The sequence below is a fragment of the Effusibacillus sp. SKA8 genome (assembly GCF_058273125.1).
In genome coordinates this window covers 162722-183997 of sequence record NZ_JBZCSF010000004.1, presented here as the reverse complement: position 1 = coordinate 183997, position 21276 = coordinate 162722, and the positions used below count along the sequence as shown (strand labels likewise).

General features: G+C 55.6%; 26 protein-coding genes. 2 read left to right on the top strand and 24 right to left on the bottom strand.

All coding sequences use genetic code 11. The features are described from left to right. Nucleotides 1-31: 31 nt before the first annotated feature. The 13 genes from AC4ED1_RS05660 to rpsU all read right to left on the bottom strand — a co-directional run bounded on the left by AC4ED1_RS05660 (nt 32) and on the right by rpsU (nt 10647). Entirely contained in the window at nt 32-1423 is a 1392-nt protein-coding gene (locus AC4ED1_RS05660) for a glycine--tRNA ligase (RefSeq protein ID WP_490936547.1), read from the bottom strand. Nucleotides 1424-1808: 385 nt separating this feature from the next. Next, on the bottom strand, nt 1809-2558 hold the full coding sequence (recO, locus tag AC4ED1_RS05655) for a DNA repair protein RecO (RefSeq protein WP_490936545.1): 750 nt from the start codon (nt 2556-2558) through the stop codon (nt 1809-1811). Nucleotides 2559-2627: 69 nt separating this feature from the next. After that, nucleotides 2628-2774 (bottom strand): YqzL family protein, encoded by a 147-nt coding sequence (locus AC4ED1_RS05650; RefSeq protein ID WP_490936543.1) that lies wholly within the window; start codon nt 2772-2774, stop codon nt 2628-2630. Nucleotides 2775-2896: 122 nt separating this feature from the next. Then, nucleotides 2897-3802: a GTPase Era gene (era, locus tag AC4ED1_RS05645; protein WP_490936541.1), complete on the bottom strand. Its 906-nt coding sequence runs from the start codon at nt 3800-3802 to the stop codon at nt 2897-2899. Continuing rightward, nucleotides 3783-4193 carry a cytidine deaminase gene (locus AC4ED1_RS05640; protein WP_490936539.1) on the bottom strand — a complete coding sequence of 137 codons (411 nt, stop codon included), beginning with the start codon at nt 4191-4193 and terminating at the stop codon, nt 3783-3785. Before AC4ED1_RS05640 ends, era begins: the two co-directional genes overlap by 20 nt. Continuing rightward, on the bottom strand, nt 4190-4669 hold the full coding sequence (locus AC4ED1_RS05635; RefSeq protein ID WP_490936537.1) for a diacylglycerol kinase: 480 nt from the start codon (nt 4667-4669) through the stop codon (nt 4190-4192). The genes AC4ED1_RS05640 and AC4ED1_RS05635 overlap by 4 nt, the downstream gene beginning before the upstream one ends. Before the next feature lie 5 nt (nt 4670-4674). Beyond that, on the bottom strand, nt 4675-5175 hold the full coding sequence (ybeY, locus tag AC4ED1_RS05630) for an rRNA maturation RNase YbeY (protein WP_490936536.1): 501 nt from the start codon (nt 5173-5175) through the stop codon (nt 4675-4677). 14 nt (nt 5176-5189) lie between these two features. Continuing rightward, a complete protein-coding gene (locus AC4ED1_RS05625) occupies nt 5190-7292 on the bottom strand; it encodes an HD family phosphohydrolase (protein ID WP_490936534.1) in 2103 nt (700 codons plus the stop codon). 13 nt (nt 7293-7305) lie between these two features. Further along, nucleotides 7306-8292 carry a PhoH family protein gene (locus AC4ED1_RS05620; protein WP_490936532.1) on the bottom strand — a complete coding sequence of 329 codons (987 nt, stop codon included), beginning with the start codon at nt 8290-8292 and terminating at the stop codon, nt 7306-7308. Nucleotides 8293-8308: 16 nt separating this feature from the next. Then, complete coding sequence (yqfD, locus tag AC4ED1_RS05615) at nt 8309-9481, bottom strand: sporulation protein YqfD (RefSeq protein WP_490936530.1); 1173 nt, start codon at nt 9479-9481, stop codon at nt 8309-8311. An 11-nt stretch (nt 9482-9492) separates the two neighbouring features. Beyond that, complete coding sequence (gene yqfC, locus AC4ED1_RS05610; protein ID WP_490936528.1) at nt 9493-9765, bottom strand: sporulation protein YqfC; 273 nt, start codon at nt 9763-9765, stop codon at nt 9493-9495. Nucleotides 9766-10008: 243 nt separating this feature from the next. After that, nucleotides 10009-10455: a GatB/YqeY domain-containing protein gene (locus AC4ED1_RS05605; RefSeq protein ID WP_490936526.1), complete on the bottom strand. Its 447-nt coding sequence runs from the start codon at nt 10453-10455 to the stop codon at nt 10009-10011. Between the two features lie 15 nt (nt 10456-10470). Beyond that, nucleotides 10471-10647 carry a 30S ribosomal protein S21 gene (rpsU, locus tag AC4ED1_RS05600; protein ID WP_490936524.1) on the bottom strand — a complete coding sequence of 59 codons (177 nt, stop codon included), beginning with the start codon at nt 10645-10647 and terminating at the stop codon, nt 10471-10473. Nucleotides 10648-10895: 248 nt separating this feature from the next. On the opposite strand from rpsU, the gene AC4ED1_RS05595 reads away from it, so the two are divergent. Next, nucleotides 10896-11270, top strand: a complete 375-nt coding sequence (locus AC4ED1_RS05595; protein ID WP_490936522.1) for an ATPase — start codon at nt 10896-10898, stop codon at nt 11268-11270. Nucleotides 11271-11322: 52 nt separating this feature from the next. Here the strand turns inward: AC4ED1_RS05595 and AC4ED1_RS05590 are convergent, their stop codons facing one another. Continuing rightward, on the bottom strand, nt 11323-12681 hold the full coding sequence (locus AC4ED1_RS05590) for a class I SAM-dependent rRNA methyltransferase (RefSeq protein WP_490936521.1): 1359 nt from the start codon (nt 12679-12681) through the stop codon (nt 11323-11325). Between the two features lie 120 nt (nt 12682-12801). Between AC4ED1_RS05590 and AC4ED1_RS05585 the strand changes: the two genes are divergently transcribed. Continuing rightward, nucleotides 12802-13734: a Na/Pi cotransporter family protein gene (locus tag AC4ED1_RS05585; protein WP_490936519.1), complete on the top strand. Its 933-nt coding sequence runs from the start codon at nt 12802-12804 to the stop codon at nt 13732-13734. 127 nt (nt 13735-13861) lie between these two features. Here the strand turns inward: AC4ED1_RS05585 and AC4ED1_RS05580 are convergent, their stop codons facing one another. The 10 genes from AC4ED1_RS05580 to prmA all read right to left on the bottom strand — a co-directional run bounded on the left by AC4ED1_RS05580 (nt 13862) and on the right by prmA (nt 21232). Beyond that, nucleotides 13862-14059, bottom strand: coding sequence for an FmdB family zinc ribbon protein (locus AC4ED1_RS05580; RefSeq protein ID WP_490936517.1), 198 nt, complete (start codon nt 14057-14059; stop codon nt 13862-13864). An 83-nt stretch (nt 14060-14142) separates the two neighbouring features. After that, entirely contained in the window at nt 14143-14910 is a 768-nt protein-coding gene (locus tag AC4ED1_RS05575; protein ID WP_490936515.1) for a LamB/YcsF family protein, read from the bottom strand. Nucleotides 14911-14925: 15 nt separating this feature from the next. Then, nucleotides 14926-15927: a 5-oxoprolinase subunit C family protein gene (locus AC4ED1_RS05570; RefSeq protein ID WP_490936513.1), complete on the bottom strand. Its 1002-nt coding sequence runs from the start codon at nt 15925-15927 to the stop codon at nt 14926-14928. Next, nucleotides 15924-16595 (bottom strand): 5-oxoprolinase subunit PxpB, encoded by a 672-nt coding sequence (gene pxpB, locus AC4ED1_RS05565; protein WP_490936555.1) that lies wholly within the window; start codon nt 16593-16595, stop codon nt 15924-15926. Before pxpB ends, AC4ED1_RS05570 begins: the two co-directional genes overlap by 4 nt. A gap of 101 nt (nt 16596-16696) precedes the next feature. Continuing rightward, nucleotides 16697-16813: an IclR family transcriptional regulator domain-containing protein gene (locus AC4ED1_RS05560; protein ID WP_490936511.1), complete on the bottom strand. Its 117-nt coding sequence runs from the start codon at nt 16811-16813 to the stop codon at nt 16697-16699. A gap of 24 nt (nt 16814-16837) precedes the next feature. Continuing rightward, nucleotides 16838-17599 (bottom strand): deoxyribose-phosphate aldolase, encoded by a 762-nt coding sequence (gene deoC, locus AC4ED1_RS05555; protein ID WP_490936509.1) that lies wholly within the window; start codon nt 17597-17599, stop codon nt 16838-16840. Next, on the bottom strand, nt 17583-18068 hold the full coding sequence (locus AC4ED1_RS05550) for an NUDIX hydrolase (RefSeq protein WP_490936507.1): 486 nt from the start codon (nt 18066-18068) through the stop codon (nt 17583-17585). The genes deoC and AC4ED1_RS05550 overlap by 17 nt, the downstream gene beginning before the upstream one ends. A gap of 54 nt (nt 18069-18122) precedes the next feature. After that, nucleotides 18123-19496 carry a tRNA (N(6)-L-threonylcarbamoyladenosine(37)-C(2))-methylthiotransferase MtaB gene (gene mtaB, locus AC4ED1_RS05545; RefSeq protein ID WP_490936505.1) on the bottom strand — a complete coding sequence of 458 codons (1374 nt, stop codon included), beginning with the start codon at nt 19494-19496 and terminating at the stop codon, nt 18123-18125. Nucleotides 19497-19500: 4 nt separating this feature from the next. After that, entirely contained in the window at nt 19501-20271 is a 771-nt protein-coding gene (locus tag AC4ED1_RS05540; protein ID WP_490936503.1) for a 16S rRNA (uracil(1498)-N(3))-methyltransferase, read from the bottom strand. Nucleotides 20272-20290: 19 nt separating this feature from the next. Beyond that, complete coding sequence (gene prmA / locus AC4ED1_RS05535) at nt 20291-21232, bottom strand: 50S ribosomal protein L11 methyltransferase (RefSeq protein WP_490936501.1); 942 nt, start codon at nt 21230-21232, stop codon at nt 20291-20293. Between the last annotated feature and the right edge of the window lie 44 nt (nt 21233-21276).

Here is a 21276-nt window from a genome sequence, read left to right as displayed (position 1 = left end):
AAAAAGAGCCATGAACATGTATTCATGGCTTTTAAAACTTCACTTTTTCCAACAGATACTCCTTTAATTCAGGGATCGGCAGGCGGACCTGTTGCATCGAATCCCGTTCCCGCACCGTCACTTGACCGTCCGTCTGCGAATCGAAGTCGTAAGTGATGCAAAACGGCGTACCGATCTCGTCCTGCCGCCGGTACCGTTTGCCGATGGAACCCGTTTCGTCGAAATCGCAGTTGAATTCAGCCGACAGCACCTCATAGATTTTAACCGCTTCCTCGGACAATTTTTTCGACAACGGCAGAATCGCGGCCTTGATCGGCGCAAGGGCGGGGTGGAAGCGCAACACGGTCCGTTTGTCGCCATCGCCAAGATCTTCTTCGTCATAGGCATCGATCAAAAACGCCAGCGTGACGCGGTCCGCCCCCAAGGACGGTTCGATGCAGTACGGAATGTACTTCTCGTTCGTTTCCGGATCGAGGTAGTGGAAATCTTCGCCGGAATGTTCCATATGCTGCTTCAGGTCAAAATCGGTCCGGTCGGCAATGCCCCACAGCTCTCCCCAACCGAACGGGAATTTGTATTCGATATCGGTGGTCGCGTTGCTGTAATGCGACAACTCTTCGGGGGAATGGTCGCGCAGGCGGATGTTCTGTTCCGTCATGCCAAGACCGAGCAGCCAGTTGAAACAGAAATCGCGCCAATAGTCAAACCACTTGAGGTCTTCTCCCGGTTTGCAGAAAAATTCAAGCTCCATCTGCTCGAATTCGCGGGTGCGGAAGGTGAAATTCCCGGGCGTGATCTCGTTTCGGAAACTTTTCCCGATCTGGGCGATCCCGAAGGGAAGCTTCTTCCGCATGGTCCGCTGGACATTCTTGAAATTCACAAAGATTCCCTGCGCCGTCTCGGGCCGGAGGTAGATCTGGTTGGCGGAGGACTCGGTTACCCCCTGGAACGTTTTGAACATCAAGTTGAACTGGCGGATGTCCGTAAAATCTTTCCCGCCGCAGTCCGGACACGCGATGTCGTGTTCCTTGATCAGGCGGGTCATTTCCTCAAACGATAAGCCGTCAACGACCATTTCGATCCCTTTTTCCCCAAGGGCGCCCTCGATCAGCTTATCGGCCCGATGTCTCGCTTTGCAGTTTTTGCAGTCGATCATCGGATCGTTGAAATTGCCGACATGGCCCGATGCGACCCAAGTCTGCGGATTCATCAAAATCGCGGCGTCAAGCCCGACGTTGTACGGGCATTCCTGAACAAACTTTTTCCACCATGCTTTTTTCACATTGTTCTTGAGTTCGACGCCAAGCGGTCCGTAATCCCATGTGTTGGCAAGCCCCCCGTAAATTTCGGAACCGGGAAATATAAATCCCCGGTGCTTTGCCAAAGCAACAATCTGATCCATCGTCACATCCCGTTCACCCATCGCTTTACACCTCTCGAGTAGACAAAATTTCCGGCATTTTTCGCGGACAAAAAAATGACTCCCGTCCCAGCACCTCAATGCTAGGGACGAGAGTTGTCCTCCCGCGGTTCCACCCTAGTTGGCATTCCGAAAGGAACGCCCACTTTCACGAAAAACCCGGCTCCGGACCGCCCGTTCATGAACCGTCCATACCGGGCTCCCACCGTCCCCGGCTCGCTTGGATGGCAATCGTTCACTACTCCTGTCCTTCACAGCCGCTCAATATCGAATTCAATCAGTTGGGAATCATTGTAGCAAATCCTGTTTGTGAAGTCAAACTTGCAAATTCGTTCTGCAAATTCGTTCTTGCAAATTCGTTCTGCAAAATTCGTTCATACATTTGTTCCTAAAGTCCGTATTTGATCAATTGATCCAAAAATTGACGGGATTTCAAACAGATCCCGCCATGTTCTTCAAGATACTGACGTTGTATCTTGTCCAATTGTTGTTTGACTTCTTGTCCGACCCTTATATTCCCCAGACGCGCCGTGTCCACGATTTGAAATAACCGAAGCAATTTGTACGCGGCCGGTTTCATCCAAACCGCGTGAGGGTCGGAATCATGGCATCGTTCGCACAGCGGCCCAGCCTGCCGGATCGAAAACCGAATCGCGCTGTCGAGACGCCTGCCGCAATGGCCGCAACGCCCCAATTCGGGTTGAACGCCGGCTGCATCCAGCATCTTCATCTCGAAGATGCGGAGCAATACATCCGGGTCCTTCCCCGCAGCGAGATATTCCAGCATGTGCAGCAGCAACCGGAACACGCCCGGAGCAGCCTGCCGCTCTTCCAGCACCCGGTCCGCCAATTCGGTCATGCAAGCTGCGTATGCGACCAGCTGCAGGTCTTCCCGGATGGCGCGAAAGGAATTGAGCAAATCGGCCTGGGCAACGGAAAACATCCCAGTGTTCCCGCCATACAGCAACCATTGCCCATGCACAAACGGTTGCGAAACAGACACGAAACGCGATTGCGGTTTGTTGGCCCCTTTGGCGAAAGCGGCTATTTTTCCGAAGCCGGCCGTCAACAGCGTTACGATTTTGTTGGTTTCCCCGTAATCGATCGCCCGCAATACGATTCCTTCCGTCTTTTCCAAGGGATGACGCCTCATTTCCAGCAAATTCGATTCAGAAGTTTGTATTCGGGATCAACTGGGGAAATTCCTTTATTTCGGTTCCTCTGCCGTTAAGTCCTCTTCGCTCTGTGCGGCAGACACTTCCTTATAACCGTTGACAGCTTCGTATTCCTTGTACAGAAGATAAGCATCGATCTCGCCTGTAGCACAAAAATAGCGCCACGAAAAGTCTCGCATCCTGCTCATCCTTTCTGGTTCTGCAAGACGGTGTTTGCGTCTCCCTAACGTGGGTACCGTTAGAATCTACGGAACCCACCCGCTCTATACTATGGAAAACTTCCCAGCAATGAAAACCGATGCTACTCCGTATCGGAAAATCCGAAGTTTCGCAGCACGACCTCACGGTTGCGCCAGTCTTCTTTGACTTTCACCCATAACTCGAGATAAGCCTTGGAACCGAACAGGTTCTCAATGTCCGCACGTGCGCGTCTGCCGATTTCCTTCAGCATATGGCCATTTTTTCCGATTAAAATCGCTTTTTGCGAATTCCTTTCCGTATAAATCACCGCACTGACGTACAGCAGATCCTTCTCTTCGCGGTACTGCATCTGTTCGACTTCCACAGCCACGGAATGCGGCACTTCCTCATGGGTCAAATGAAGAACCTTTTCCCGGATCAGTTCCGCGACAACAAAACGCTCCGGGTGGTCGGTGACCTGATCGGCCGGATAATACTGCGGTCCCTCCGGCAAGTTTTTGAAAATCAACGAACGTAACCGCTCCACATTTTCGCCTGTGAGGGCGGAAATCGGGATAATTTCCCGAAACGGGTATTCGTCTTTGTAGCTGGCGATGATCTCCAGCAAGCGTTCGCGCGGGACAGCGTCAATCTTGTTGATCAAAAGAAAAACGGGCGTGTCGATCTGCCAAAACTGCCTGATGACGAATTCGTCGCCGGGACCTTTTTTTTCGGTCGCATCCACCAGCATGCAGACCAAATCGACTTCTTTTAACGTGTTAAGCGCCGTCCGGACCATGTAATCGCCCAGTTTGTGGTGCGGTTTGTGGATGCCGGGCGTATCGAGAATGACAGCTTGTCCTTCTTCGGTGGTGTACACGCCGCGAATCCGGTTGCGCGTGGTTTGCGGCCTGTCCGACATGATCGCCACTTTTTGCCCGACGATTTGATTGAGCAGCGTCGATTTGCCGACATTGGGCCGCCCCACAAATGCGATAAACCCGGATTTATATTTCGTTGCCGCCATAGAGGTCCTCCTTCGAAAAAGAAAATGGCAGAAGCTCTCCCACCGTTGTAACCTTACTTTGTCCATTTAGGTTGCTGAGAATCACTTTCGTGCCGGGCTCGCAAAATTCGGCCAGCACTTGCCGGCAAGCGCCGCACGGCGGAACCGGACCGGGCGTGTCGGCGACAACCGCGATCGCCCGAATGCCGGATTTTCCTTCCGAAATCAATTTGAAAATCGCCGTGCGCTCCGCGCAATTGGTCAAACCGTACGAGGCGTTTTCGATATTGCAGCCGGTTACCACTTCCCCGTCTTCGGTCAGGACGGCGGCCCCGACCGGAAATTTCGAATACGGCGCATACGCTTTTTCCCGTGCTCGTTGCGCCAATTCGACCAATTGTTTGTCGTTCAACCCGATCGCCTCCTTTTGCGTGTGAATAGCGTCCGGACGATAAAATACAGCAGCATCACCGGCCCCAGCGCCACAAGGTACCATTCGGCTCCGGACGATGCCAGGGAGCGGATCCGGAGCGGCCACAATTTGTCGTGAAACACCAGCAATCCCACGATGACGGCATGCAGTGCGGTCAGCAGGACTGCGGCCGCCGCCGTGTCTTTGGCGATCTTGGCGAGTTTGTGGCATTCGCCGGTCGCGAGATCCACCGCCGATTCGATGGCGGTATTTAGCAACTCTGCCGCAATGACCAGAACGACCGCAAAAAATACGAGAATGATCTCCGACCTTGACACATCCAGCACAAGGCAGAAGATCATCACAAGAAACGCTATGCCGAAATGAATCCGCATATTTCGCTGGGTAGCGAGGGTATAAGTCATGCCGTCGGACGCATGACCGAGGCTTTTCAGCAATCCCGTGAGCCAGCGCATTACCGTCACCCTCTTGTCAGACCGATGTTCGCAAGGATTTCCTCCTGCCGCCCAAACATTTCCCGCTCGTCCGCTTCCGTCATATGATCGTATCCGATCAAATGAAGGAAGCCGTGAACGGCCAAAAACGCCAGCTCTCTTTCCACGCTGTGACCGTATTCTTCCGCTTGTCGGACAGCCGTCGGAACGGAGATGACGATGTCGCCCAGCGGCTCCGCGGCAACGCCGTCTTCTTCTGCGAACAGGATAGCCGGTTCCTCTCCGTGCGATTCCCGGAGAGCGAATGACAGGACGTCCGTCGCGGCGTCTTTGTTGCGGTAGGTCCGGTTCAACTCACGGATCCTTTCGTCATCCACCAGAGACACCACGACTTCGCCGGCTCCAATTTTTTCGTATGCCGCCGCCGCCTCCACCGCTTTCGTCAGAAGCCCGGCCACGTCAGACGAAAAACCGGCGTTGACTTCATCGATCACTTCCACAATCACACGCGTACCTTCCGTGGTCAAGTGTGCTTCCCTCCCTACTTCGCGCCCGGAACCGGATCCGGGTACTCAATCCTCGTGTGATAAATGCCGTTCAACGTGATCATCAACGCTTCCGCGATTTTGTCCAGATCTTTCAGGGTGAGGTCGCATTCGTCCAACTGGCCGTCATGCAGACGATCTTTGATGATTTTGCGAATCACCGCTTCGATCCGGTTCGGTGTCGGCCGGCTCATGGAACGGACAGCCGCTTCCACCGAATCGCACAACATGATAATCGCGGCTTCCTTTGTCTGCGGTTTGGGACCCGGATAGCGGAAGTCGTCAACGTTCAAATTGCTGTTTTTGTCCTGTTCCAATGCTTTGTTGTAAAAATACCACAGTACGGTGGTGCCGTGATGCTGTTGGCAAATGTCGCGGATCGGTTTCGGCAGCCGGTATTGTTCCTGCAACTCGACACCGTCCCGCACGTGGGAAGTGATGATCAGATGCGACAAACTGGGGGCGACTTTTTCGTGCGGATTCTCCCGGCTGTTTTGATTTTCGATGAAAAACATCGGCCGCTTCGCTTTCCCCACATCGTGAAAATATCCGCCCACCCGGCACAACAGCGGGTCTCCTCCGACCATTTCGGCGGCCGTTTCCGCCAAGTTGCCGACAATCAAACTGTGATGATACGTTCCGGGAGCTTCCATCAACAATTTTTTCAGCAGCGGATGGTTGGGATTCGACAATTCAAGCAGGCTGATCGGCGTCAAAATGCCGAACAAACTCTCCAAAAACGGCAGTATCCCGATCGTCAGAATGCCCGACAGAAAGCCGTTGATCAAACCGAAGAGCAGCGCCTCAAGCAGCCCCTGCCAACTGAAATTGACCGACGACAGAAGCGACTGGACCGTCGCTATGGCAAACAGGTTCACGCCGGCAATTACAAACGCCGCACGCATGATCACATGGCGGTGTTTGACGCGGGCGACGGCGAACACTCCGGTTAAGGACGACACCAGACTTACGAACAGGTATTCAAACCGGTAATCAAACAACAAGGCCGCAAACAACGTGAACACAATGCCCCCGACGATGGCCAGGGAGGCGTCAAACAGAATGGTCAACAGCATGGTGCCCATGGCAAGCGGGGCCAGATACCCGATCGCCTGCGCGTTGAGCGGCGCGGCCAGGGATACGATTTTCATGCAAAGGGCTGTCAGCAAAATGACGAGACACAGCAGCAACAGCAAAGTGTTGTCGGTTATAAGCCTCGATCGTGCGACATGCAAATAGGCTTCGATGATCGCCAACGAAAATGCCAGCAGCGCGACAAGCCCGGCGTAAATTTTGTAATTGGGCTGTTCCGCCAGAAGTTTCAGATCACGCAAGAGCCCCAGTTTTTCCTCCGTAATCTGTTCCCCCTTGCGCACGACCAGATCACCCTTGAAGATCCGGGCTTCCTGAACTTCCCTCAGCTTTTTTTCCCGCAGCTCTTCCGTCTGTTTTTGGTCGTACACCATATTCGGACGCAACGAAGCCAGCACCAGGTCGCGAACGATCAACCGGGCGTCCGTTTCAAGATCGGCGCTGACCAACTGGCTGTCCAGCACGGTTTTTGCCTGCGCCAGCGATTCTTCCGGAAACTCTTTGCTCAGGAAAGAAGAAATCAGGCGGCTTGTCTCGTTTTTGATGCTGGACATCTGGCTTTGCGGGACGTTGAGAAGCTTGGCCAACACCTCTTCCTTCACTTTGACAGCAAACGGCAGTTTTTGCAGTTCACCCTGTTTTTGCTTGGCCGAAAGGGCTGAGTTGGCGGTGAGTTGCTCGGCTGTCTCGAGCAGCTTCCGCACCTCCGCCAGCGCTTTTTCTTCCACTGCAGGATCGAGATAGTACTGTTTCGGCACCTGTTTTAAGGCTTCCTGCCTTTTGCGCTCCGTTTCGGCCGTGTTGATCGCATCGGTTGGCGCTTTAATGTCAACTTGCGCGATGTCCCCCACCTGGTAATTGTAACGGGTGGGAATCACATCCCCATAGAACACGAAAAACAACGCCAGCAACAAACCCGAGTAGATGGCGGCACGCATCCCGCCACTCCGTTTCAATTCGGGATCCAGCGTGATCGGCCGAATGGTTTTTTCCAGTTTAAACCCCATTTTCCTCGACTCCTTACTTCCCGCTTTCGGGAGTTGCCGCACGTTGTTCGTCGTCAGCCGCGTAAGCAGCGATGATCTTTTGCACCAAATGATGCCGGACAACGTCTTGTTCGGTCAGGAAGACAAAGGAGATTTCCTTGACTGCTTGCAAAATCCGCAACGCCTCTTTCAGTCCCGACAATTTGCCCCGCGGCAGGTCGATTTGGGTGATGTCGCCCGTGATCACCATTTTCGAACCGAACCCCAGCCGCGTCAGGAACATTTTCATCTGCTCGGGAGTGGTGTTCTGGGCTTCGTCCAAAATCACAAACGAGTCCTCAAGCGTACGGCCGCGCATGTACGCCAGCGGCGCCACTTCGATGATTCCGCGCTCCATCGACTTTTGCACGTTTTCCGTTCCAAGCACATCGTATAAAGCGTCATACAAAGGACGCAGATACGGATCCACCTTTTCCTGCAAATCGCCCGGCAAAAAACCGAGGTTTTCTCCGGCTTCGACAGCCGGACGGGTGAGGACAATTTTACTGACCTGGCCTTTCTTCAAAGCCATGACAGCCATCACTACCGCCAGGTAAGTTTTTCCGGTACCCGCCGGACCGATCCCGAACACAATGTCCCGTTTGCGGATCGCCTGGATATAGTAGCGCTGTCCGAGAGTCTTGACCCGAACCGGTTTGCCTTTCACCGTGGTCGCGATTTCTTCGGTATACAGCTCCAAAAGCTGTTCGGCCGAACCTTGTTTGGCCATTTCAATCGCATACACGATCTCGCGTTCCCCGATCGTTACTCCCTTTCTCACCAGTTGGGCAAGGACTTGAAACAGCTGCTGCAGCGCGTCCGCTTCCTCCTGCGCTCCGGTGATCGAGATCTCCCCGCCTCGCACAACTAGCTTCGCCCCGAATTCCGCTTCGATGTGTTTGAGATTTGCGTCATTCGGACCAAAGATTTGAATTGCCTCCTGATTTTGCTGGAGGGAAATTTTACGGGTAACCGTATTCAATCGTTTCTCTCCTTCTCTAAAATGGCTGGGGTTTCCCAATGTCCTCGATGACTTCAGTCAAAACTTTTGTATATAGATTACCATGCTCGATTCGCTGATGTAAAATTTTTTGCGAAGCAATTCGCCCATTTTCCCCTGTCTTCGCCAATACGTCCGCCTCTGCCCGCTTTAGCGCTTCTTTTTTGGCTTCTTCCTCCGTCAGGCGAATTTTGTCTTCAAACGTTTCTTTTACGTCCACTTTCCGAAGCTTGACCGGAATCGCCAGCGAACCGACGTAAAACTCCCTGTCCGCCGCTTGTTCCTCAAAATGAGCATAAGGGGTCTGCCCGTAGCCCCAGATTTGGACCGGGAACGAACCGAACACCAGATAATCTTTTCGGAAAGCCTGCCCGGTATAGATTTTTCGAACCTGCTCCAGAGGAATCTGCAATTGGGTGGTGTACCACACCTTGGCCTCCACAACCCCTTTTGCGTGAACGGACGTCTTGCCGTCCCCGAGACTTCCGGAGATGACAATATCCCCCGGGTTGACCAACTGGCCTTTCTGCACGCTGGCGATCCCTTTTTGCACCAAGATTTTCTCGATCACTCCTTTTTTCGATGCCACGATGTGTTGCGGCGCATCCGGTGCGGGGGGAGGAGGCGCGATTTTTTCCACGACCTGAATGCGGATTTTGGTGCCTTGTCTGCTTACCCCCACCCACGACAGTTCCGGAACTTTGTCCAAAATTTCGGCTTGCAAAACCTCGTTGTCGGGGAGCCTCCCGATCCAGGCCCCTTTGTGGATGCCCGCCGCTTCCGCCGCCGCCAGGATCGTTTCCGGCGACAGCTTTTCGCTTCCTTCCACTTCCACCGACCAGACGACGGATGTCAAGACATACAGCAGGCAAAGGAAGACCGAGAACCCCATCAAAAACGACTTTCTGCGCCAGGCACGCTGCCAGAGAAACGGCAGGCCCGTCCGTTTTCCAAAGCGGATTTTGCTCCCCGTCTGCCGCAATAAAGGCCGGAGGCGGCGGACATCGCTCCGCAGGATCGTCATTTGAATCGTGCTGTTTGAGCGGTAAACGATGTCACGGACCCACAAGCCGTGTTCGTTGACGAGGCTGAGGAACGCCGGCAGGCGTTTTCCGCTGATGGTCACAACCACATATCCTTTGTAATAATCAAGCAGCAATCGACTGAGCATCGCTTGCCCCCCTAACCAAACTTGATCCCGTTGATTTCCCCTTCAATCAGGATTTCGTGAGATTGAATGTATTTGATGATCAAACGCCTGCCGGTAATGTGCAGCACCCCCTTTGAATGGGCAAGCCGGATGTTGGAATCGTCAAATTCGAGAATTCCCGTATGGTTTTCAACAAATAATTGCAATCCGCCCACGAGAGTGAGGCGCGGCACATCGTAAATCGCGTCTTTGGGAAGCTCCAACAGGTTGGCGGCGAGATTCTGCAGCCGCTCAAATGCCCGCAAGATTTCACCCTCCTTTTTTGCTCCCGGCATTTATCGGTCTTCAATGATAGCCTTTGATTTTTGACAGACTTCTCTCTTAGAACCATATGCCGCAAACGGGAAGGGTAGTACGCAGGCCTAAAGGCAAAAGTCGGACGGTACCCGGTACCGTCCGACGATCCGTAAATTGCTGTCTCCATTTTTCTAGCAAAATGTAAGTAAGCCATGCGCGTTTGCACATGGCTTTTGTTTCATTCCGTCAAATTATTGCGTCAGAAGCGACTGTACGATTTGATTCACGAGTTTCCCGTCGGCGCGTCCTTGCACTTTCGGCATCAGGGCGCCCATCACCTTGCCCATGTCCTTCTTTGTCGAAGCGCCTGTTTCGGCAATCGTCGCGAGAACGATTTCCCGAAGTTCGTCTTCGCTCAATTGGGCGGGCATATACTCCTGAATCACGGAAATCTCTTGCTGCACTTGCTCAACCAAATCGGTTCGCCCGGCGTCTTGAAACGCTTGGAGGGAATCACGCCGTTGCTTTAATTCACGATTCAGGACAGCGAGGATATCCTCATCCGTCAAAGTCTTTTTTTGATCAATTTCAGCGTTTTTGATGGCTGTACGAATCATGCGAATCGTCGACAAGCGGACTTTGTCCTTGTCTTTTAGCGCCTGTTTCATGTCAGCATCCAAACGTTCAGCCAAGCCCACGAGACGACTGCCTCCTTAGTATTTCTTCTTCTTGCGGGCCGCCTCGGACTTTTTCTTCCGGGCGACGCTGGGTTTCTCGTAGTGCTTGCGCTTTCTGACCTCAGCAAGGATACCGTCTTTCGCCGTAGCACGCTTAAAACGACGAAGTGCGCTGTCCAAAGATTCATTCTTGCGAACCCGAACTTCTGACACTTGATTTCCCTCCCTCCGACTTGCCACACAAACATGCCGGAACAGGCATGATGAACGCCAAGAAATTTTATCACGCCAAATTATACTGGATTCCATGAAACCAGTCAACTTGGCGGGATGTGGGTGGGATGTGGGCGTATGAAACAACCCATACGGATGAATTTTGGGGGGATGAATTTTGGGGTACCCCTTGTTTTTTAATAATGATAAAATAATAGTACCCTCATATCGGCATGGGAGGTGACATCATGTTTCGATTAGGCCAAAAGATCGTGATCGTGAACGATTCGTTCGAACAGAATTTGCCCGTTGGGGAGTACGGATACATTATCGGGCGGGATCGGAACTCGGACAGCGCTTTCGACTACATTATCCGCGTCCCTGCCAAAGACAAGCATTATTACGTGCCCGCCGCCGATCTGGAATCGGAAGAAAATTTGATCAAGCGGCAAGCGGAAGAAGTGGAGCGCCAGGCGTTGATCGATTATGCGCTGGCCACCGGCAACAAGGAATTGTTTGAGCGGTTGGTCGGAAAAAAATCGGACGAGGAAGAGCCGGTGAAAAACGAAGTCATGAAAACGGAAGATTTTATCCGCAAAGTCAATGTCAACGCCTGGATTTAAAAAGCCCTCGAAACGTTCGAGGGCTTAGTGTTTCAAAACACAGGGAAACCGGTCACCGGCGGCTCCGCACTTCAAAAATCGCAAATTTCAGATAGTGTCCCTCTTCCACCCCGAGAATTTCCGGGTGATCCTTCCCCGCTCCGCTCCAGTGCACGAGCCGCAAAATCTTTTTGGCGTCAAAAGCGGCATCCTGAATCACTTCCCTGAACAGTTCGGGCCGCATATGGTAAGAGCAGCTGGCGGTCACCAAAAACCCGCCGTCGCGCACCAGCTTCATCCCGTTCAGATTGATGTCCTTATAGCCTCTGCACGCTCCCTCCACCGCCGCTTTCGTCTTGGCAAAAGCCGGCGGATCGAGAATCACCACGTCCCAGGAATTCCCTTTTTGCACCTGTTCCCGCAGATAATCGAACGCGTTGGCCACCACAAAATCCACCCGGTGCAAATACCCGTTTCTCGTGACATTGCGTTTGGCCGTCTCAATGGCGTGCTCGGAAATGTCCAGACAGGTGACTTTCTTCGCACCGTGTTTGCAGGCGTTCAGCGTAAACGATCCGGTGTGGGAAAAACACTCCAGCACTTCCGCCCCGTCCCAGAACGGATTTTTGATCACTTTCCCTCGTTTGTCGACGGGTCTCAGCGCCGGTTTTCCCTGCTCGTCCAGCAGCGGACGGGCGTTTTCCGCGCCCTTTCCCAGGCGGGAAAGCGGTTCTCCGTTTTCCGCAACTGGCTGTAAAGTAATGCCGCGGCGTGCCCCCCAGCCGGTCATCAGGGGCGCAATCGCCGCCCGATTCTCCCGTTGGTCGAAGAAAAATCCGGTCTTCTGCCCTTCGACGATATCGACGACATAGCGCAGCCCGTTTTCCACGATCTCCACTTCCCGCAGCGCCTCCCCCCACACAAGACCGGTCCGCTGTTCCAGCCCCTCCAGTTCCCGGACGGGGACATCGCTTCGCTCATAGATTCCTTTCGGCCGCAAGACTTGAACCAGCGCCCGCACAAGCTGTCCCCGCCGGACTTCCATCCCGAGCGACAAGATCTGGATGACCAGAACGTCCGCAAACTTGTCGACGACAACTCCCGGCAAAAAATCAGCCTCCCCGTACAGGACGCGGCATGCGTTTGTATCCTTCAGCATGCGTTGGCGGTACTCCCAGGCGTCCCGCACGCGCCGCTCAAAAAACGCGTCGTCGATCTCCTCGGCGGGATTATAAGTCAAAACCCGCACCGCGATTTGCGAATTCGGATTGATCGTGCCCTTCGCCAAAAAATGTCCCGAGTGGTTGACGATCTCCACGATGTCACCCGGCTCATGACTGCCTTCAACACGGTCGATTTCGCTTTGGTACACCCAGGGGTGCCCCTGCTCCAGCCTTTTTTTCCGGTTGCGTTTCAAAACTACCTTTGCCACGATCCGTCCCCCTTGCAGACGATTCCAACTTATGTACAAAACGGCATGTCTGATTCAGGACACGCACGCATACATATGTAAAAATTGCTTAAAGCTTAGTCTACCCTACGGAGGCGCCGCATGTATACATCCATTCTCTTGCTCGCCGCCGGGTTGGCCGGTTTTCTGTGCGGGATCCGGGGAATGCGGCACGGGCTTGAACAAATGGCGATGGAAAAACTGCCCGTAATCCTTAAGCGGTTTGTCAAAACGCCGGCGCGAGGTTTACTGACGGGAGCCGTCGTTTCCGCATTGCTGCACAGTTCGGCCGCCGTTACGGTGGTCACAATCGGGTTCGTGGCAGCCGGCACCCTGACGTTTGCCGATTCACTGGGAGTGATTCTCGGGTCCAACATCGGAACGACCGTCACCACGCAAATCATCGCGTGGAACCCGGATGACCTGATCCTGCCCTGCGTCGCGCTGGGGGCGCTCTTGTGGTTCTGGCTGCCGGGGAAAAGGAGATACGCGGGATTGGCGGTATTCGGATTCGGCGCGACACTGTTTGCCCTCAATCTGATGACGGCCGCCCTGGCGCCGCTTGGCGGCACGGAATGGTTCCGCAAAGTGTTGCAAACCGCTTCGCAAAGCCCGGTTCTCGGCGTTTTGGCAGGAGCCGGTTTGACCGCGCTTGTGCAAAGCTCGACAGCCACCACCGCCCTGACGATTGCGATGGCCTCCCAAGACCTGATCGATTTGCAGGGGGCCATCGCGATTGTACTCGGCAACAATGTCGGCACGTGCATCACCGCCGTACTGGCCTCGCTCGGCAGTCCGCTCCCCGCCAAACGGGTGGCGGCGGCGCACGTTGTACTGAATGTGGCGGGGGTTTTGGCGTTCTTGCCGATCCTCAACACTTTTGCCCGGATCGTGGAACTGTTCAGCCCGTCGCTTCCGGTTCAGGTCGCCACCTCCCACACACTGTTCAACGTCGTCTCTTCCCTGGCGGTCTGGCCGTTTACCGGCTCATTCGCCGCATTGATCGAATGGATGCTGCCGGAAAGAAGACAGTAAAAATGCCAGCCGTCCCCCCATCGGCGGGCGACTGGCGGCAGCGGCCGGGACATGGCCGACTTTTGTTCAATTTGTTGACCGAGTCGAAAATCCCGGAAACACCCTGTTTCCGTTCCCATCATCCCGCTCAGGAGAAACCGGAGCCGGAGCCGCAAGCGGAACCGGACGATCCGGAGACCGGCCCTTTCACCGTACCCGGCTTGAAAATTTGCTGCTTTTCCTTGCTTCCGCATTTCGGACAAGCGACTTCATCCTTTTTTGAGTAGGCGACCAATTCCTCAAACTCGTGGTTGCACCGGCTGCAGCGAAAATCGAAATAGGGCATGGTTCTGGCCTCCTTTCGCGTTTTTATATACCCATACAGGTATTTTAACGCCTCCGGAACCGATTTTCAATTGTGCCCGTTTGTTATGTTGTGTGTCCAACCGCCTGCACGAAAATCCCGGATGACTCCAGGGCTTCCCGGATCCGGCGGGCGAACTGCAACGCATGGGGACCGTCGCCGTGGATACATACCGTATCCGCCTTGATAACGACATCGACTCCTTGCCGGGACAGCACTTTTCCTTCAAGAATCATCCGTACGACCTGCCGGACGGCTTCGTCATGATCCGTAATCAATGCGTCCGGTTGACGGCGCGGAGTCAGGGAACCATCCCGTTGATAGGTTCTGTCGGCAAACACTTCATGCGCCGTTCGCAGGCCGATCGCTTCACCCGCTTTGACCAGTTCGCTGCCGGACAGGCCGAACAGAATCAGTTCCGGATCGACTTTGTAGACCGCTTCCGCGATCGCTTTCGCCAGCTCCGGGCTGTTCGCCGCCATGTTGTACAAGGCGCCGTGCGGTTTCACATGCTGCATGGCACCGCCTTCCGCTTTGACAAAGCCGTATAAAGCGCCAATCTGATAGACCACCATGTCATGCGCTTCCTGCGGAGAAATGTCCATGTTACGGCGGCCGAAACCGACCAGGTCGGGCAACCCGGGATGGGCTCCAACGGCCACCCCTTTTTTCAACGCCAGGCTGACCGTCTTTCGCATCACAGCCGGGTCACCCGCGTGAAACCCGCAGGCGATGTTGGCCGACGTGACGAAGCCGAGAATTTCCTCGTCGGTCCCCATCTTGTAGGTGCCGAAACTTTCTCCCATATCGCAGTTCAAATCGATACGAAACATCGCTTCCCCCCTTAACTAGCGTTTCGTTGCGATGCCTAGTTTCAACAGGCGAAGCTCCATCTCGCGCAGCACATAGAGCTCTTGGGCGGCGTCAAGCGGGATCTCTTGGAAACGGATTTTCTCGCCCGGTTTGACCTGGGCAATCACCGGCAGATCCACGGTGATGACTTGGGCGATCTTCGGATAACCGCCCGTCGTCTGCCTGTCCGCCAACAGCACGATCGGGTTTCCCTCCGAAGGCACCTGCACGGTTCCGGCCGACACTGCCTCCGAGACGAGTTCTTCCCGTTTCGACAAGCTCAGACGCGGTCCCGCCAGGCGATACCCCATCCGGTCCGATTGCGGCGTCACCAGAAACTCGCTGTTGAAAAACCGCTCCCTGCTGTCCGGGGCAAACCGGTCAAACTGCCCTCCCCGCACCACGCGCAGCACCGGATTTTTCCCGTAAGCCGGAAAGATCTCGCGGCTTACGCCCCAGTCGCTCGCAACAAATGAATGGGAACCGGCCGTCGCGGCAAGCTCGTTCATTCTCCGTACCGCCCATTCGGAAGGAGGTCGTACCGGCAAGACGTCGCCTTCCCGCAAATCCCGCCCTTGAAAGCCGCCGATTCCGGCGCGCAAATAGGTGCTCCGGCTGCCCATCACCACCGGGACGTCAAACCCGCCGGCCACCGCCAGATAAGCGCGGCATCCGCTCAAAGGCGCTCCGAATTGCAGAACGCTGCCCCGTTTCACATATACCGGCCGCCACCCGGGGACGGGACGACCGTCGATTGTCGGGGACAAGTTGCCGCCGCAGACGGAAATCAGCGAATTTTCCTCAAACAAAAGCGCCGGTCCGAGCATTGTGATTTCAAGAGCGCCTTCCCCTTCCTCGTTGCCGACCAACAGATTCGCGACCCGCAGCGCGAAGGAATCCATGGCACCGCTTACAATCACCCCGTGTTTTTGCAGCCCGTATCTGCCAAGATCCTGTACCGAAGTGAGCAACCCGGAACGAATCACCCTGATGCTCATCGTGCCCCCTCCTGCCACGCATCAAATTCCTCGCGGGAGATCGGGCGAAACCGCACGATATCGCCGGCTTGCAGCAAACTCGGCGGATCTTCGTTCGGCCGAAACAGGGCCAGCGGCGTGCGTCCGATCAGTTGCCAGCCACCCGGCGTTTCGATCGGATACACTCCAGTCTGCATGCCGGCAATTCCCACCGAGCCCGCCGGAATCGCGAGCCGCGGCGACGGACGGCGCGGCGCCGCAATCTTGTCCGACAGGCCGCCAAGATAGGGAAAACCCGGCGCAAACCCGATCATGTACACCAGGTACTCGCCGCCGGAATGGATCGCAATCACTTCGTCAGGCGTAAGTCCGTTATGATCGGCGACAAATTTGAGGTCCGGACCGAGTTCCCCGCCGTAACAGACGGGAATCTCGACGATCCTCGACCGGGAATCGGCCGCGTCTCCCAGTTCGGCAACAATTTGTTCCAGTTTGCGGCACACGGCTTGGTAATCCAACCGTAGGGGATCATAAAACACCGTAACGGTCGTAAAAGCGGGAATAGATTCAACCATTCCGAAGAACGGGTACCGGTCCAGGTATGTCGCCAAGGTTTTCACTTTACGGTGCGTTTCGGGATTGATGGTTCGACCGAATTGAACGACGACAGCGGTATCTCCAAGCGGCATCAAATCGACGGACGAAACGCTCGGCACCCTCTCACCTCCCGTACATCCCTGTCCATCCGGGTTATCGCGAAATTTTTCCGCCGCGGACTTTACCTTTTCAATCAAAAAATCGGATCGATCAAAACCGGCAGACGCTCTTCCCGGAACCGGCTCTCCGGACCGGCGATGCTGAGACCCGCGACGACTTTCCCGGCATGGTCAAAAATAGGGGCCGCCACGGCCGAAGATATGTATGAAAAATTTCAGCAGCCCGCTCCGGACACCGGCCGGCTCTGCATAATCGCAACCGACGCGCTGGCCCCGATTCGCGTGGCGCCCGCCGCCAGCATCGCCAGCGCATCCGACCGCGTGCGTATGCCGCCGGACGCTTTGACCCCCATCCGCGGCCCGACAGCGGCCCGCATCAACGCGACATCCTCCTTTGTCGCGCCGCCGTTTCCGAATCCCGTCGAGGTCTTTACATAATCCGCCCCCGCGTGTTTGGCAAGCAGACACGCCGCGATCTTTTCCTCGTCTGTCAGGAGCGATGTCTCGAGAATCACTTTCACGATCGCCCGTCCCTTCGCTGCACGGACGACAGCCCGGATATCTTCCGCCACTCCCCGGTAGTCTCCCGCTTTCAGCAGGCCTACCGGAATCACCATGTCCACTTCGGCCGCCCCGTTTTGCAGCGCGTTCTCCGTTTCAAACGCTTTTGTCTCCGAAGTGGCGGCCCCAAGCGGAAACCCGATCACCGTGCAAACTTTCACGCCGGTTCCGGCCAATTCGGAAGCCGCAAGCGACACGTACACCGGATTTACGCATACGGACGCAAAGCCAAACTTTCTCGCTTCGGCGCAAAGGTTCCGCACTTGATCCGGAACGGCTTCCGGTTTCAGCAGGGTATGGTCGATGCAGGAAGCCAATTTTTTCCCTGAAACGGGAACAAATGGCCCTTCTTCGACCGCCAGGGCGCCGATGACCGGTTCCAGGCCGGCGCGGACCGCTTCAATACTCTGTTTCATGGCCGGTCTCCTCTCCATCTTGCGATTCAAACTTACACCCTCTATCCTGCAATCCCAATCTTTTGACCGCTCGCTCGAGTATCGCCTGATTATTCTCATAGCCCCGTTCCGCATGAATGTCCGCCACCCGTTCCAGCGGATACCAGAACGCGTCCCGGATTTCTTCCAACTGCGCCTTTGTTTCCCCCGAAACGGCCTCCATCAAAAAATAGGTGACCTGTTTCGTAACCAACCCTTTGTCGTGCGACTCGAATTGATACGAGATGACGCCGAGCGGATCGCCGACGATCCGCGCCTCGATGCCGGTTTCTTCCCGCACTTCCCGCACGGCGGCTTCCGTTTCGGTTTCCCCTTCCTCCAGGTGTCCTTTCGGCAACGTCATTCTGCCGAACCGGTCATGGATCAAAAGGACTTCCGTCCGGTCGGCGACCTTGCGAAACACGACTCCGCCAGCCGAGTACTCTTTCATCCTGCCACCCCCGTACCGCCATTATAGATGAAAAAAGCGCGAGTTCAAAGGAACTCACGCTTGCACCCCATCGAGCTGAATCAGCCCCGGCATTGCGGCTTCCGCCCCCCCTGCGGGTTTAAACGTCAACTGCCCGACGAAGGTTCCTTTTGAAACATCCGCTTTCGCCTCGTCCAGGCGCACGGCGACGATTTGTCCCAGCATGTCCGGGTGACCGTGGAACGCGATCTTGATATAGTTGTCGGAATATCCTTCAAGCAGGCCTTCCGCGTTGATGTCTTCCGGGATCACTTCCAGCGTTTGGCCTGCAAACCGGTTCGCGTACTGCACCTGCAATTCCTTCGCCAACCCGATCAGCTTTGCGACGCGGGCCTCCTTGACCGCTTCCGGCACCTGATCCCTGTATTTCGCGGCAGGCGTTCCTTTCCGTCGGGAATAAGGGAAGACGTGCAGGTCGGCAAACTTCTGGCCTTTGATGAAATCGTACGTCTCCGCAAAATGGGCGTCAGACTCGCCCGGGAATCCGACGATCACGTCGCTTGTGACCGCAAGATCCGGCAGCGCTTTGCGGAGCTCGGCCAATTTGGCCGCAAACTCTTCCGCCGTATATTTCCGGTTCATCCGATCCAACACATAGTTGGAGCCCGATTGCAAAGGAATGTGCAGATGGCGGCAGACCTTTTCGGAACGGGTCAGCACATCCAGCATTTTCCCGTCGATTTCGCTCGCTTCGATGGATGAGATGCGAATCCGCCGGAGCCCTTCCACTTTTTCCAGATCGACGAGCAAATCGGCCAGGGTGTATCCGTCCAGATCGTCGCCGTAACCGCCCGTGTGGATGCCCGACAGCACGATTTCATGGTATCCCGCCGCCACCAGTTTGTTCGCCTGTTGGATGACGTTTTCAGGTTTCCGGCTGCGAATGAACCCGCGGGAATACGGGATGATACAAAATGTGCAGAAGTTGTTGCAGCCTTCCTGGATCTTCAGGAAGGCGCGGGTGTGCCCCTGAAATTCCGGCACGTCCAGTTCCTCAAATTCCCGCTGGGAGCGGACAGAAGACACAAACCTGACCGGTTTCTTCTCGGCCTGCACCTTCTCGACAAGATCGACAATCCGGTCCCGGTGCTGCGTCCCGATGACGAGATCGACGCCCGGGATGGCGAGAATCTCGTCCGGCGCCATTTGAGCGTAGCAGCCGGTTACGACCACGGTCGCGTCTTTGCTGCGGCGGATGGCGCGGCGGATCATCTGCCGCGACTTTTTGTCGCCGGTGTCGGTCACGGTGCAGGTGTTGATCACATACACATCCGCAATATCGTGAAAATCGACCTGGGTATATCCGCGCTGCCTGAACAGATTCCAGATCGCTTCCGTATCGTACGAATTGACCTTGCAGCCCAATGTGTGAAAAGCCACTGTCGACATGGTCTCACCCTCCCATCTGTCCAAAGTGGTAGAAAATCAGTGCGGCGGCCACCGGCCCCGCCGTTTCCGTTCTTAAGATACGGGGTCCCAGCGTAATCGTATGGGCCCCTTTTTCCGCGGCAAGGCGGACTTCCCGTTCGTCGAGTCCCCCTTCCGGCCCGATTACGATCGCAACCGACGGGGGCACACGGTCCGCAAAACCGCTCTCCGCGGCAATCTCACCCAGCACCTGGCGCAGACCGCGTTCCGATTCGCCTTCATAAGCGAGCAGGACCAGATCGAACGAACCGGCTTCCCGCTCCAGCCATTGCGCAAAGGGGACAATTTTTCCAATCTCCGGTATGACAAGGCGGTGCGCCTGTTCGGCTGCTTCCTTCGCAATGCGCTGCCAGCGCTCCCGCCGTTTGCTTTCCTTCTTCGCGTCATATTCAACGACTGTGCGGGTCGTTGCGACGGGAACGAAGCGGCTGATTCCGACCTCGGTCCCTTTTTGCACAATCAGATCCATTTTATCACCTTTCGGCAGCCCTTGAACCAGCGTAAGTTTTACCTCCGGTTCCACTTTTTCGGCAAGCGGCTCGACGATTTCCGCGAGGATCTGATCGGGACCGAACTCCGTCAAACGAACGCGGTAGGACTCGCCCTGGCCGTTTGCGCAGATCACCTCGTCACCCGGCCGGAAACGCATGACGCGGGTCATGTGCTTGACGTCTTCGCCCATGATCCGGATCCGTCCGCCTTGGATCGCTTGCGGAGAAACAAAATACCGTTGCATGACATACGGAACCTCCCGCCTATTTGCCCGGTTTTTCGGCGACCAGCACCGTCCAATCCTGCTCGATCAGCGATTCCCTGACGGCAAATCCGTGCCGCGCAAGTTCGGAAGCCACCCATTCCGCCTTTTCCTTGATGATGCCGGATGCGATGAAGACGCCGTTTTCTTCTAAAACCCGGTACGCGTCCGGTATCATGCGGACCACGATTTCGGCCAGAATATTGGCGACAACCACCGAAAACGGCCCCTCCACGCCGTTCAGCAAATCGTTGGCCCGAACGCTTACCCGGTCTTCCACACCGTTTTGTGCCACATTTCCCCGGGCCACTTTGACGGCAACCGGGTCCAGATCCAGCGCCAACACCCGCTCGGCGCCCAATTTGGCGCAGGCGATCGCCAACACGGCGGTTCCGGTTCCCACGTCGGCGACCCGCGCACTGGCAGGGAGCCATTTTTCCAGCATGCGAAGGCAAAGCACCGTCGTCGGATGGGTGCCCGTGCCAAACGCCATGCCGGGATCGAGTTCGATGATCTCCTCGCCGGGGCCCGGCTCGTAGGATTCCCAGGTCGGTTTGATCGTCAGCCGGCCGGTCACCCGCACCGGCTTGAAAAATTGCTTCCAGGCGTTCGCCCAGTCTTCTTCGTCGACTTCCCGCGTCTCAATCTCCCCGCGCCCGGGGTCGAGACCGTAACCGGCAAAAGCGGCCAGCTCGTTTTTGATCGTTTCCACGAATGAACCCGTGTCGACCAACTCCGGAAAATAGGCGGACACGCGTGCTCCTTCCGCCGGAAGCAGGTCATCCGCCACTTCGTACCAGTTCCCGTAGGGGTTGTTGCGGACGTGTTCCAAGTCGTTCGGATCCTCGATCGCCACGCCGGCAGCCCCAAGCCGGGTCAGCAGTTCCGATACCGCTTCGCTCGCCTCGTGGCTCGTCCAAACTGTCACTTCCGTCCATTTCATGCGCAATCCCCCCGAAAACCCGCCAAAGTTACGTTCAGAAAGAA